Source organism: Paraglaciecola arctica BSs20135 (genome assembly GCF_000314995.1).
Lineage (GTDB): Bacteria > Pseudomonadota > Gammaproteobacteria > Enterobacterales > Alteromonadaceae > Paraglaciecola > Paraglaciecola arctica.
The window spans coordinates 23,992-37,051 of sequence record NZ_BAEO01000029.1 but is presented as its reverse complement, the minus strand read 5'-3'; the positions used below and the strand labels follow the sequence as shown (position 1 = coordinate 37,051).

Sequence of the window (13,060 nt, the reverse complement as noted above, 5' to 3'; positions counted from 1 at the left end):
CCTGACAATGGTAGACAAATATAGTACCGAACAAATTAATGATGCCTTAGTAAAGATTAATGAAGGTCTGGAAGAGCAAAACCAATGGCAACTAAGTGAAGGAAAGTTGCTGAAAACCTTTAAATTTAAAAGTTTTATCCGTGCCTTTGGATGGATGTCACAAATAGCTATTTGGGCTGAAAAGCTTAACCACCATCCTGAATGGTTTAATGTTTACAATAAGGTTGAAGTACAACTTACCACTCATGATGTAGGTGGATTAAGTGAGTTAGATTTTAAACTTGCAGAAAAAATGGAATTATTATTTAAATAAGCCGCTGCAATTTGGTTATTTTATTTGAAATTACATGCAGTTTTACTGAAACACTCAATTATTGAGTGTTTTCGTTGGTAAATTCAACGAATTGTACGGCAATTAAGCGGTTAAACATCTTTTTAGTATTTATATGTATTAACCCCTTGCGCGCCTTAGTTTGCTATGTATAATACGCCCCACTTGAGGAGAGGAAGGAAACATTAGCTTCCCACTCAAAGAAGATTTCAAGCGCGGGATGGAGCAGTCTGGTAGCTCGTCGGGCTCATAACCCGAAGGTCGTAGGTTCAAATCCTGCTCCCGCAACCACTTTTAAAACTTGGCACTTGCCAGTTTTTTGTAAGATGAGTGGACTAGGGTCCAGAAACAAATAACCCCGCTTGTACGGGGTTTTTTGTATTTTAAATTTCGATTTTATTTCTGGGCATTTGGCCCTTTTTTTGTTTTTGGAGCAAGATATTGTCGCAACTCGAACAAAAGCTGACGGATATGTTAACCGCACCCGTTGAAGCATTAGGCTTTGAGATGGTGGGCGTAGAGTTTTTACGCGCAGGTAAACATTCTACGCTACGTATTTTTATTGATCATCCTGACGGTATTGGTGTTGAACATTGTGCCGAAGTTAGTCGTCAGGCTAGCGCTGTACTAGATGTTGAAGATCCTATTAGTACCGAATATAACTTAGAGGTATCATCTCCAGGTATGGATAGACCTTTATTTAAAGAAGCCCACTATCTTGAATGTTTAGGTGAAGTGGTGTCGCTTAAGTTAAGAATACCTATGGGTGATAGACGTAATTTTAAAGGAAAAGTGTTGGCGTGCGAAACTGGCAATCTAACATTAGAAATTGATAACCAAACACATGTTTTGGCTATTGCGAATATAGAGAAAGGTAATCTAGTCCCATCTTTTGATTAAAAAATGGTGACCTGACAAGAACTGTCGGAAAGAGTAATCAGTGAGGCAACAATGAATAAAGAAATTCTGTTAGTGGCTGAAGCCGTTTCAAACGAAAAACAGGTTCCAAGAGAAAAAATCTTCGAGGCGTTAGAATTTGCTATCGCCAGCGCTACCAAAAAGAAAAATGAAGGCGAAATCGAAGTACGAGTTAGTATCGACCGTGAAACGGGAAGTTTTGACACCTTTCGCCGTTGGTTAGTGGTAGCAGATGATCACGAACAAGAAAACCCTAGGGCAGAAATGTCTTTATCTGCTGCTCAGATAGATGAGCCTGATAAACAGTTGGGTGAGTTTGTTGAAGAGCAAATTGATTCTATCGCGTTTGACCGGATCACTACACAAACAGCTAAACAAGTTATCGTTCAAAAAGTACGTGAAGCTGAACGCGATCAGGTATTAGCAGAATATGAAGAACGCGTTGGCGAACTGGTCACAGGTACAGTTAAGAAAGTTAATCGTGATAATGTCATTGTTGATTTAGGTAATAACGCTGAAGGTGTTATTTACCGCGACGATATGTTACCTCGTGAAACATTCCGCCCCGGCGACAGAGTACGTGGTTTACTTTACGTTATTCGTCCAGAAGCTCGCGGTGCTCAGTTATTTATAAGCCGAACGCATCCAGATATGCTGGTTGAGTTGTTCCGCATTGAAGTGCCGGAAATTGCAGAAGAAACATTAGAAATTAAAGCTGCGGCTCGCGACCCAGGTTCAAGAGCTAAAATTGCCGTTAAAACTAACGACAAACGTTTAGACCCAGTTGGTGCCTGTGTTGGTATGCGTGGTTCTCGTGTGCAAGCCGTATCTGGCGAACTTAGCGGTGAGCGTGTTGATATTGTGCTTTGGGATGATAATCCTGCGCAATTTGTTATTAATGCCATGGCACCAGCAGAAGTTGCATCTATTGTTGTTGATGAAGACAAACATTCAATGGATGTAGCTGTCGAAGCAGACAATTTGGCGCAAGCCATTGGTCGTAGTGGTCAAAACGTTCGATTAGCTAGCCAACTAACAGGCTGGGAATTGAATGTCATGACAGTAGAAGACTTAGCATCCAAACATGAAGAAGAAAACGCTAAAGTCTTAACTGTATTTACTTCAGGTTTAGATATTGACGAAGATTTTGCTTCTATTTTAGTGGATGAAGGTTTCACTACACTTGAAGAAATAGCTTATGTGCCTATCAACGAATTGCTCGACATCGAAGGATTAGAGGAAGAGATGGTCGAAGAGCTACGAAATCGTGCTCGTGCGACTTTAACGACTCGTGCATTAGCGACTGAAGAAACACTTGAAGCTGCAGAGCCTAAAGATGAGCTGTTAAATCTTGAAGGTATGGACAGACATGTTGCCTATACATTAGCAAGTCGCGGCATTACCGATCTTGAAGGCCTTGCAGAACAGGGTACCGATGAGATTTCAGATATAGAAGAATTAAGCGATGAGAAAGCCGGTGAATTAATCATGGCTGCTCGTAATATCGTTTGGTTTAACGAAGAATAGGTCAACAGGAGGAATTCCCATATGGCAGAAGTATCCATAGAAAAACTTGCCACCGATATAGGTACGACCGTTGACCGTTTGGTTCAGCAATTTAAAAGTGCCGGTATTGATAAAGTTGCCGACGCTGATGTAACAGAAGACGAAAAGCGCATATTATTAGATTTTTTAAGTAAACAACACGGCGGTTCAGGCTCAGAAGGGCCTAAACGTATGACGTTACAACGTAAGACTACTAGTACCTTGAGTGTTGGTAAGTCTAAAGGTGTGACAGTTGAAGTACGTAAAAAGCGTACTTACGTGAAGCGTTCTGATGTTGAAGAAGCCACAATGGCTGAAGAAGAAGCCAAACGTTTAGCTGAAGAACAGCAAGCTATGCTGGAAGCTGAAAAGCAAGCCGCTGAAAAAGCCAAATTGGCTGCTGAAGAAAAAGCACAAAAAGTCGCTGAAGCTAAAGCTAAAGCCGATGCTGAACGTGCTGCTCGTGCTGAAAAAGCTAAAGAAGTTCGTGCTGCTGAAGAGTCGGCTCTAAGTCCAGAAGAAAAAGCTGAGCAAGAGCGTAATCGTGCTGAAGCTGAAAAACTTCGCAAGACCCAAGATGAAGAAATTCAACGCAAACTTGAGTTAGATGCAAAAAATGCGGCAGAAGAAGCTAAAAAGCTTGCTGCAGAAAATTCACGTCGCTGGAAGGAAGAAGAAGAGCGTCGTAAGAAGCAAGAAAAAGAAGAAGTGCACGTTCACTCAAACCGTTACGCGCAAGAAGCTGAAGATGCAGATGATATTAAAACTGAACTTGGTGGCCGTAGACGTAAAAAATCTAAGAAACATGCTGGTTCAGATCTGAAACATGCATTTAATAAACCTGCACAGCCAGTTGAGCGTGTTGTTCGTTTGGGCGAAACCATTACAGTAAGTGAACTAGGTAGCAAACTCGCTATTAAAGCCACTGAAGTAATTAAAGCTCTAATGAAAATGGGCGAAATGGTTACAATCAACCACGTACTTGACCAAGAAACTGCTGTATTAGTAGTGGAAGAAATGGGTCACAAATATGAATTGGTTAACGATAACGCACTTGAAGATGAATTAATTGCTGACGCTTCTGGTGGCGAAAAGTCTTCTAGAGCTCCTGTTGTTACAATAATGGGCCATGTTGACCACGGTAAAACGTCACTGCTTGATTACATTCGTCGCGCTAAAGTTGCAGACGGTGAAGCCGGTGGTATTACCCAACATATTGGTGCTTATAGTGTAGAAACAGCTAACGGCCGTATCGCATTTTTGGATACACCTGGTCACGCCGCGTTTACCGCTATGCGTGCCCGTGGTGCCGTTGCCACTGATATCGTTATTTTGGTTGTTGCTGCTGATGATGGTGTTATGCCACAAACAAAAGAAGCAGTACAACATGCAAAAGCTGCAGGTGTACCCTTAATTGTTGCGGTTAACAAAGTTGATAAAGAATCTGCTGACTTAGACCGAGTGAAAACTGAATTATCGCAAATTGAAGTGATTTCAGAAGAGTGGGGCGGTGAACACCAGTTTGTTTACGTCTCAGCTAAAACTGGTCAAGGGGTGGATGAGTTATTAGAAGCCATTAGCCTACAAGCCGAGTTACTTGATTTACAAGCAGTACCTAATGGCCCTGCTAAAGGTATAGTTATTGAATCACGCCTAGATAAAGGTCGTGGTCCGGTTGCATCTGTGCTTATCCAAGAAGGTGAACTTCGTGCTGGTGACATCATGTTATGTGGTGAAGAATACGGTCGTATTCGAGCTATGCGAGATGAAAATGGTAAGGATGTAAAAGTCGCAGGCCCATCTACACCTGTAGAAATCCTTGGTTTATCAGGGGTGCCTATTGCTGGTGAAAATGCGATTGTGGTACAAGACGAGCGTAAAGCACGTGAAGTAGCCACTAAACGTCATACCAAACAACGTGAACTAAAATTAGCCAAACAGCAAAAAGCTAAGCTAGAAAATATGTTTGCCAATATGGAAGCTGGCGATGTTAGCGAGTTAAATGTTGTACTTAAAGCCGATGTTCAAGGTTCTGTTCAAGCAATATCTGAATCTTTGACCAAATTGTCGACTGATGAAGTGAAAGTGAACATTGTTGGTAGCGGTGTTGGTGGTATTACTGAAACTGACGCAAGTTTAGCTGCCGCTTCAGGCGCAATAGTGGTTGGTTTTAACGTTCGTGCTGATGCCTCTGCTCGTAAAGTAATAGATACTGAAGAGATTGATTTACGTTACTACAGCATTATTTATCAATTGATTGATGAAGTTAAGGCGGCCATGAGCGGTATGTTGGCTCCTGAATTCAGACAAGAGATTATTGGTTTAGCCGAAGTACGTGATGTATTCAAATCGCCTAAAATTGGTGCGATCGCTGGTTGTATGGTCACAGAAGGTATTGTTAAACGTAGCAGTCCTATCCGTGTATTACGTGACAATATTGTCATTTATGAAGGTGAGCTTGAGTCATTGAGACGCTTTAAAGACGATGCACAAGAAGTCCGTAATGGGGTGGAATGTGGTATCGGCGTGAAAAATTACAATGACGTTAAAGTCGGTGACCAAATCGAAGTATTTGAAACCGTTGAAGTTAAGCGCGAACTGTAAATTTGGTATAGGTTCAGCAGCTATTAGCTTATAAGAATAAACGGAGGCTACGGCCTCCGTTTTGTTTGTGAAAAGATACCTTAGGTATCAGGAGAAATTAACATGGCTAGAGAATTTTCACGTACCGACAGAGTCGGTCAACAAATTCACAAAGAAATCGCCAGTATTCTACAAAATGAGTTTAAGAATCGAGATCCTCGCCTTGGTATGGTGACGGTTTCTGGTGTGGAAGTATCACGGGATTTAGCCCATGCTAAAATTTACGTGACATTTTTCGAAAATGATGAAGAACAACTCAAAAATTATTTGACTATTCTTGATGATAACAAAGGCTTTATCCGTACTTTATTGGCAAGCCGTATGCGTATGCGCGCGGTTCCCGCAGTGAAATTTGTTCGAGATGGCTCTTTGGCTGAAGGTATACGTATCTCAAACTTAGTGAGTGATACATTAAACAAAGATGAAGAACGAGCTAAACTTGCAGGTCGTACTCTTGACGATCAAGAGTCAGACACAGACGATCAAAAGTAGGTTAAAGACAAAAATATGGCCAGAAAAAGAAAAGGTCGTGCCGTTAACGGCATTATATTGCTGAATAAAGGCTTAGGCCTGTCATCTAACCACGCATTACAACAAGTTAAACGTATGTTTAATGCGGCGAAAGCTGGTCATACTGGCGCTTTAGATCCTCTTGCGACAGGTATGTTGCCCATTTGTTTAGGTGAAGCAACTAAGTTCTCGCAGTTTTTATTGGACACAGATAAAACTTACCAAGTTACGGCTAAGCTTGGAGTACGTACTACTACTTCAGATGCCGATGGTGAGGTGGTTGAAACTCATCCCGTCAATGTGACTGAAGCGCAATTAGTTGAGGCATGTGAGCAATTTAAAGGGCCTATTAAACAAGTGCCTTCGATGTTTTCAGCGTTAAAACATCAAGGTAAACCTTTGTATTTTTATGCCCGTCAAGGCATTGATATACCAAGAGAAGCCCGCGACATTACAATATTTAGCTTATCCATTGATAGATTTGAAGTGGATGAAGTGGATATGACAGTGCACAGTAGTAAAGGGACTTATATTCGTTCTTTGGTAGATGATCTTGGCCAGCTTTTAGGTTGTGGGGCTTATGTGAGTAAGTTACATCGTACCCAAGTGACTGATTACCCAGCAGATAGAATGATGACAATGGAAGCATTACAAGCGCTCAGAGATGAGATAGATAATGAGACGGCAGATTTATTAGATGACGAAACATTCACAGCCATGGATCAGTTATTAATGCCTATGGATTCTGCGGTAAAAACTCTAGATTCAGTTGAGTTAGACCTAATCGCTGAAGGTTTCTTTAGAAATGGTAACCCAGTTAATTTTTGGGGAGGAACTGAATACCCAGAAGAGTCCTTAATCCGAGCGTATAGCAAGGAAAGTGGATTATTTTTAGGTGTAGGCTTTATAGATGCTGACGCTAAGATCGCGCCTAAACGTTCTGTTGTTTATAGCTAAAAATATTCGACTTCGTATAAGTGTGATAATTGGCGATATAAAACTTGTTATTAAGTTTGGCATCGCTATAATACGCGCTCTTTTTGACTCGCTGAATTAGTGATTGGCGAGTTGTATCTTTAAACTCTTATTTATTGGAGACAATTATGTCACTAAGTACACAAGAAACAGCAACAATCCTTGCTGAGTATGCAGTTAAAGAAGGCGATACAGGTTCACCTGAAGTTCAAGTTGCTTTGTTAACTCATAACATCAACAAATTACAAGGTCACTTTGCGGATCATAAGAAAGATCACCACTCACGTCGTGGACTTCTTCGCATGGTTAGCCAACGTCGTAAGTTGCTTGATTACCTTAAAGGTAAAAACGTTGAACGTTATCAAGATCTTATTAAACGTTTAGGCCTACGTCGTTAATTCGATTTAAGCTTTAAAAAAGACGCGAAAGCGTCTTTTTTTATGTCTGGAATTTATTGTTTTTAATGAGTTATTTGACGCGTTTTTTATTTGGTGGCGGCAAAATTACTTTCTAATATCAAATCTCACTGACATATCCGAATCTAGATATTCATCTGAAATTGTTAGGGAGAGTTCACGAAGTAAGTATTCAGCTACCTCCTTTTTGGCACCATGAGTATCGGGTTCATTTAAGGTTCGGCCAATTGCTGAGGCAATTAAATCTGCTATTTGAACGAAATTGCTCAAATGAGATGAAGTGGTAATGATGTTTGCTAATCGAACATTTTTTGAATTCGATTCCTCAAGATTATTTTTGATACAGACACTTAGTTCTTCAAGCGCGATTGCATCAAGTGAACTTTCATCGTCTAAAGCAACCTTAATAATAGAGTTCTCTGAAATACGGTTACTTTGGACTTCATGTTGAACACCCTTACTAATAAGTATTTCATGTAGCTTTCTTAATTTTTCAGATTGGCTTCTTCTTAATTCAGAATTCTTTACAGTAATATATTTAAAACCAAGGTAACTAGAATTAGCCTTTATTAAATCTATAAATTTTTTAATCCGTTCAACATCACCATTACTAATTTTCTTGAAGTGAATTTCTCGCCCTGTTAGACCATTTCTTGATTTCCATTCATCTATCTTCTGACTAAATATAAAGAGGTCAACAGCCTTTAAAACCCAAACAGAACCAATAACAAAATAATCTTGATTTTTACCACTTTCATCAGAGAAAACATGGACCTGCTTAATAGCTGGCGCAACATCAGAACGAACAGAGTCAACCATTTTAAGCTCAGCTTTTATCCTAAAACGACGTATTTCATCGTTGGCCATAAAAAGCCTATATTCATTTTGTATTTTCGCCCTAGCTCTAACAATATTGGTTTGTCGTTCGAGTTTGAAAAGATCTTTCTTATCAATAAATTCACCATTAAAAATAGTCGACTGGTAAGTTTCCCAATACTTCCATGCTAGAGTGATATCACTATTTCTGGATTCTGGATATATATTGAGAATATAAGCTACTTTAGTTTGTAATTGCTTAAAGTTACCAGCTTCCAATCTTTCTATTAGAGACTTTTTTTCTTTTTCAATTTTTGTTTGCTTCTTAAGCTCTTTGGCTTCTGAATCGTTTAACTCAGTTGACATAACGGTACTGTCTTCCATGTGTGTCCCTATAAATTGTCATTCAAGAATGACTAAAAAATTATTTTTGTAAACTCTTAGGTCTAAAACGGCTTGTATCCAAAGCTTTAATAAGACTCTCAATGCAGCTTTCCCAGCTTCAACTATATAGTGCCACTGTTATTTGGATTATTTAGTTTTAAAGTTGATAATTTTCAATTTTTAGAGCTGGATGCGTTAAAAATGATTATTTACCAAGCCACCCATAACAATTTGACTAAACACCAAGAGCTTATACTCATAATATTAATTTGAGAGTTTGATAAATAGCTCTTCTGATCTTTCAAATTAACATTTAATAAAATCTAAAGCATTGCTGTTACGTTGTTTTATATTATCCTAAAAACTTTATCCCTTAAGATGTAGGTGTATGAAGGAATTATTTACAAAGGCGAAACAGGTTGTGAGTTCCAAACTCGATATTATTGTTAGTGAGTTGGATTCGGGAATGAAAATGGTAAAGGAAGTGGTAAATGGCCTTCCTATTTTTGTTTCGCTAGAGCATGTAGATAACGACAAGGTAGAATATGATGAAAATGTCCTGACCCAATCGCCCATTACAAAGAAAGTCTTAGGTTATGGCTTATTTCTTTTATAAGTGTGTTCGGCACATCTTGTTCTGAGGCCAGTTTATCCCAGTGTGATACCGCTTCAATGGTTTGATTTAATACATCATCAATATTTCGTTTGTTGAAGATAGGGCTGAGTTTTTCAAAACTATAAAAATCATTTCTTGTGAAATTGTCTTGTTTACCGTTTAGGGTCATCCAATGTTTACTTACCCAATGGCTATCGGGTTTGTAGCTATAGGCTAGATCGTAAGCCGGGGCTAGTTGCCATTTATTATCTGTATCTAATAGAAACCCAAAATTTTTGCTGTGATCATCATGATTGCGAGCAATAACATTAAATACCATGCGTTTGAATAACTGCATAGCATCGTCTGGGCTTAAGCGTAGTTTTCTGGCGGTGCTAAATAGCTCTGCATAAGAGTATGAAGCAATTTGTTTGTAGCTTACGTGCTCGAGAGCATTCAGTGTTTGTACGTGTATTTTTTCATTACCATTACGATCAAATCTTTCGGTAATAAAATGTCTACGTTTACCTTCATTGAGTAGATGGCATGGCATCATATTAATACCGCACTTTTTAGCTAATAAGTGGTAGGTAAACTCCATCGCTCCATAGCCCATAGGATCGCCAAAGGTTTCTTGATTTTTATTATGTTCGCTAACACCGTCAAATTTCATAAGGTAGTGGCTAAAGCCATTTGGCGCATCAGTTTGGCCTGACCGTACTTGGCTGAAATCTTTATTGAAAGCAAGCACTGCTTTTGGCCTTGCACCACCTGCACTCATACCAACTGACAGCAGGGCCATCATTTCTTCTTTCTTTTCTAGCCCGTCATTGTTCAGATCGACGCTAAATTGTTCGCGTTTATCTAACACTTCTTGGGCCATAGAAATTAGGGATTCGATATGTATTGGCTGAGAAGCATTAAGATTTTTTCTTTTTGTAGCTGGCGAATAAGTTAAGGCCCCCATACCACGCATGCCTGTGTACTGTAGTCTTTGTAGAGGTGTGATATCCCTTGTCGATTTACCTTGACTGGCTATCCATGCATTCATTACTGCATTACCAAAATCATCGGGTAATGAATCTGCTATAAGCCCAGGTAATCCTTTGAAAGTAGCCTGATCTATCTGCGGAAATGAATAAATTTTTTCTGCCAAAGGCATTTTTATTGGCGATAATTCAATGCCCGTTTTGATAAAATCAGGGAAATATTCAAAGGCTCCTACTTGAGTATCAGTGTTGTAGCTAACTGCACCAGCATCGTATTCTTTATATTTAACCTTTATTACTTCGGTTACCATTTTGAGGTGTCCTTAGTTTGGTTGTTATTTTTGGCGCTACTAGTGGCTCTTTTTCGTTTTTTACCTTGTAGTTTAATTAATTGAATGGGGGATATTTGTTGTTTGGGTATAAATGAATTTAACTGCTCTGTCATTTCAAGGGCGATTAGAATGGCGATCATTGATTCAAGTGTTGATTTGCCTTTTTCCCCATTTGTCACGGCCTTGAGAGATATCCCTGCTTTTTTTGCTAATGCTTTTTGGGTTAGATTAGCATTGAGCCGAGCAGTTTTAATTCTATTCCCTAGTTCACCTGCAATAGCATTAGCTGTCAAATGGTCAAGATCCATAATAATCCTTAAAAGATGGCTTGTGGTGAGTATGTATATTTACCATCCTTAAAGGGATTATTACATGGGCTTATAAATAGATCAATTTAAGTTATTAACCTCCTTAAAAGCATGCTTAACTCCATAATGGCCATTTAAATTCCTTAAAGGGGTGGTTAACCGCGTGTGATGTTTGGATTAGTGGTATTACTTGTGTTTGTGGATTTTAAAGTCAAGGTAATCTAACCGCATTGACCATTTTGTCTGGTAACTCTGTTTTAGCTGTTGCAAAAAGAGTAACTGGTTCCAAGGGAATCGAGTCAAAAACTGGCATGGAGGCCAGTAAGCGCTGCATATGCTTTAACTTGGTTTAAAATCTCATATATAAATGTGAGATTTTAAACCAATCAAACTTCCAGAGACAGCCACTATTTGTTTTACAAATAGATTAGGGGGTTAGTTAATACCTATCATCAAAACCAAAAATTGGCTTTCGAGTCATCCATTTACCACGTGTGAAATCTGGGAAGTGCACGGGCTCGCTGCCATTGGCAATAGACTGTTCTGTAAGGCAGGTGACCGCCGCCCAAGAGACACAGTCATAAACGTCCATCGGCATCGGTTCATTTGCTTTGAGTGCTTCGACAAATGCATGTATAACGAAGAAATCCATGCCGCCATGGCCCGCGCCTTCGGTATCTGATTCATACTTTTTCCATAAAGGGTGATCATATTTTTTCATGTACTCAGCATCCTTCTCCCATTCGTGGGGAGGGCTTTTACCTTCGATATAGATGCCGTCATTAAGGTCCATCCAAATGCCATCGGTACCTTGAACTCTAAAACCTAAAGAGTAAGGTCTAGGTAGATTAGTATCGTGGGTGAGTACAATTGTTTCTCCTTTGGCACATTTAATAACAGTAGTGACAACGTCTCCAAGCAAAAAATCTACTTCAGCATTAGGATGATCTTTACCGCCTTTAGGGTGCTCAACTATATATTCGTTGAGGCCTTTCGCCTTGGATGCGGTAGAGGTCAGGTATACAAACCTATTGCCACGATTATTATCTATATAGTTGGCGACAGGACCTAAACCATGGGTTGGGTAGAGGTCTCCGTTTCGATTCAATGAATGGTTTGTTCTCCAGCTAGCCTCGCTATAGGCCTTTTCTCCAAATTCAACACCACCACCATATAACTGCTTGCCGTTGTTAAATTTCACTGCTCTGAGATCATGCTGATAGCCGCCTTGCATGTGAATAATTTCACCAAAAAGGTTTTGTCTGACCATATTCAAGACAGCCATAATATCCCGTCGATAAGCGACATTTTCAAGGATCATAAAGGGAGTGCCGGTTTTTTCATAAGCATCTACAAGGGCCCAACACTCTTGAATGTCGAATGCTCCGGCGACTTCTAAGCCTACCGCTTTTTTGGCTTCCATAGCATCAATTGCCATAGGGGTATGCCAAACCCAGGGGGTAGAAATAATCACTGCATCTACTTCGTTTGATGCGAGTAGCTTTTGATAATCATATGGGCCGTTGTCATAACTTGTGGGTTTTGGCATGCCGGCGTCTTGCACCATTTGGGATGCATTAGCTACGCGTTCTTTATCTATGTCGCAAACCGCGGTCACTACTATATCTTTTCGTTTTAAAGTCAGGGCAAGCTGCCCTGTACCACGGGCACCTATTCCTATAAATCCTAGTCTGATTTTATCTGGGCTCTTTCCCATAGCGAAAGTTATCGCCGGCGACGCAGCGGCGAGCGCTGCACCTGCAAGTGTTTTAACCATAAAATCTCTTCTTTGCATTTTTTTTCCTATCGAAATATTAAAAACGAACTAGAGGTAGGTAATTTTTATAAATAGAATAATATTTTGAAAGTCAGTTTAAAATAAAAAACAATAAAATGAAATGATGAGTGTTGACCTTTAAGTCTAGATAGCTATTTTGTTACCCATCACCTTGCGCATATCAATTATAAAAAGTTTACTCGAACAAATTTATGGTTATAAATTAGAAATTCTACACTCCACTTTACATTTAATTACGAATTATTCACTGCTTTTATTGGTAAATTTTTGGGTATGAATAGTTATTTTGGGAGGGATTTATATAGTGTAATAGGCAAAAGGTTCTGAAAATTATAATCACGTTTTTTAAAATCTATGTTTGTTATATTTTTTGCATTTAAATACCAAACCGTTAAATTACAATAACTTAGGTACGGTGACTAAAGAGGACTTTTAATGTCGATGTATCTGTCTTTTTGTTTCATTATGTTTTTTAGGTTTCATTTTGATTGATTATGTCA

General features: G+C 39.3%; 12 protein-coding genes and 1 tRNA gene. 9 read left to right on the top strand and 4 right to left on the bottom strand.

What is annotated here, in order from left to right:
- The first annotated feature begins 7 nt into the window (after positions 1–7).
- The 8 genes from GARC_RS11110 to rpsO all read left to right on the top strand — a co-directional run bounded on the left by GARC_RS11110 (position 8) and on the right by rpsO (position 7,320).
- Positions 8–313, top strand: coding sequence for a 4a-hydroxytetrahydrobiopterin dehydratase (locus tag GARC_RS11110; protein ID WP_007619940.1), 306 nt, complete (start codon positions 8–10; stop codon positions 311–313).
- Positions 314–545: 232 nt separating this feature from the next.
- Positions 546–622, top strand: a tRNA-Met gene (locus GARC_RS11105).
- 150 nt (positions 623–772) lie between these two features.
- The gene (rimP, locus tag GARC_RS11100; protein WP_007619937.1) at positions 773–1,231 is read left to right on the top strand and encodes a ribosome maturation factor RimP; all 459 of its coding nucleotides are present in this window, start codon (positions 773–775) and stop codon (positions 1,229–1,231) included.
- A gap of 51 nt (positions 1,232–1,282) precedes the next feature.
- Positions 1,283–2,776: a transcription termination factor NusA gene (nusA, locus tag GARC_RS11095; protein WP_007619936.1), complete on the top strand. Its 1,494-nt coding sequence runs from the start codon at positions 1,283–1,285 to the stop codon at positions 2,774–2,776.
- Between the two features lie 21 nt (positions 2,777–2,797).
- Positions 2,798–5,398, top strand: coding sequence for a translation initiation factor IF-2 (gene infB / locus GARC_RS11090; RefSeq protein WP_007619935.1), 2,601 nt, complete (start codon positions 2,798–2,800; stop codon positions 5,396–5,398).
- A 102-nt stretch (positions 5,399–5,500) separates the two neighbouring features.
- Positions 5,501–5,929 carry a 30S ribosome-binding factor RbfA gene (rbfA, locus tag GARC_RS11085; RefSeq protein WP_007619934.1) on the top strand — a complete coding sequence of 143 codons (429 nt, stop codon included), beginning with the start codon at positions 5,501–5,503 and terminating at the stop codon, positions 5,927–5,929.
- A gap of 15 nt (positions 5,930–5,944) precedes the next feature.
- Positions 5,945–6,904 carry a tRNA pseudouridine(55) synthase TruB gene (gene truB, locus GARC_RS11080; RefSeq protein ID WP_007619933.1) on the top strand — a complete coding sequence of 320 codons (960 nt, stop codon included), beginning with the start codon at positions 5,945–5,947 and terminating at the stop codon, positions 6,902–6,904.
- 146 nt (positions 6,905–7,050) lie between these two features.
- Positions 7,051–7,320: a 30S ribosomal protein S15 gene (gene rpsO / locus GARC_RS11075; protein ID WP_007619932.1), complete on the top strand. Its 270-nt coding sequence runs from the start codon at positions 7,051–7,053 to the stop codon at positions 7,318–7,320.
- A 105-nt stretch (positions 7,321–7,425) separates the two neighbouring features.
- On the opposite strand, the gene GARC_RS11070 is transcribed toward rpsO, so the two are convergent.
- Entirely contained in the window at positions 7,426–8,538 is a 1,113-nt protein-coding gene (locus tag GARC_RS11070; protein ID WP_007619931.1) for a DUF3800 domain-containing protein, read from the bottom strand.
- A gap of 388 nt (positions 8,539–8,926) precedes the next feature.
- Between GARC_RS11070 and GARC_RS11065 the strand changes: the two genes are divergently transcribed.
- Positions 8,927–9,154, top strand: coding sequence for a hypothetical protein (locus GARC_RS11065; protein WP_039989382.1), 228 nt, complete (start codon positions 8,927–8,929; stop codon positions 9,152–9,154).
- Here GARC_RS11065 and GARC_RS11060 read toward each other — a convergent pair.
- From GARC_RS11060 to GARC_RS11050, 3 genes are all read right to left on the bottom strand, one after another.
- Positions 9,114–10,433: a type II toxin-antitoxin system HipA family toxin gene (locus tag GARC_RS11060; protein WP_007619928.1), complete on the bottom strand. Its 1,320-nt coding sequence runs from the start codon at positions 10,431–10,433 to the stop codon at positions 9,114–9,116. The genes GARC_RS11065 and GARC_RS11060 overlap by 41 nt on opposite strands.
- A complete protein-coding gene (locus GARC_RS11055) occupies positions 10,427–10,762 on the bottom strand; it encodes a helix-turn-helix domain-containing protein (RefSeq protein WP_007619926.1) in 336 nt (111 codons plus the stop codon). The genes GARC_RS11060 and GARC_RS11055 overlap by 7 nt, the downstream gene beginning before the upstream one ends.
- A 439-nt stretch (positions 10,763–11,201) precedes the next feature.
- Positions 11,202–12,557 carry a Gfo/Idh/MocA family protein gene (locus GARC_RS11050; protein ID WP_007619924.1) on the bottom strand — a complete coding sequence of 452 codons (1,356 nt, stop codon included), beginning with the start codon at positions 12,555–12,557 and terminating at the stop codon, positions 11,202–11,204.
- Between the last annotated feature and the right edge of the window lie 503 nt (positions 12,558–13,060).

Excerpts from the sequence above, each read along its gene's own strand:
- GARC_RS11050 (WP_007619924.1), bottom strand. The coding sequence starts at position 12,557 with ATGCAAAGAAGAGATTTTATGGTTAAAACACTTGCAGGTGCAGCGCTC.
- truB (WP_007619933.1), top strand. The coding sequence starts at position 5,945 with ATGGCCAGAAAAAGAAAAGGTCGTGCCGTTAACGGCATTATATTGCTG.
- GARC_RS11065 (WP_039989382.1), top strand. The coding sequence starts at position 8,927 with ATGAAGGAATTATTTACAAAGGCGAAACAGGTTGTGAGTTCCAAACTC.
- nusA (WP_007619936.1), top strand. The coding sequence starts at position 1,283 with ATGAATAAAGAAATTCTGTTAGTGGCTGAAGCCGTTTCAAACGAAAAA.
- GARC_RS11055 (WP_007619926.1), bottom strand. The coding sequence starts at position 10,762 with ATGGATCTTGACCATTTGACAGCTAATGCTATTGCAGGTGAACTAGGG.
- GARC_RS11070 (WP_007619931.1), bottom strand. The coding sequence starts at position 8,538 with ATGGAAGACAGTACCGTTATGTCAACTGAGTTAAACGATTCAGAAGCC.
- GARC_RS11060 (WP_007619928.1), bottom strand. The coding sequence starts at position 10,433 with ATGGTAACCGAAGTAATAAAGGTTAAATATAAAGAATACGATGCTGGT.
- GARC_RS11110 (WP_007619940.1), top strand. The coding sequence starts at position 8 with ATGGTAGACAAATATAGTACCGAACAAATTAATGATGCCTTAGTAAAG.
- rpsO (WP_007619932.1), top strand. The coding sequence starts at position 7,051 with ATGTCACTAAGTACACAAGAAACAGCAACAATCCTTGCTGAGTATGCA.
- infB (WP_007619935.1), top strand. The coding sequence starts at position 2,798 with ATGGCAGAAGTATCCATAGAAAAACTTGCCACCGATATAGGTACGACC.
- rbfA (WP_007619934.1), top strand. The coding sequence starts at position 5,501 with ATGGCTAGAGAATTTTCACGTACCGACAGAGTCGGTCAACAAATTCAC.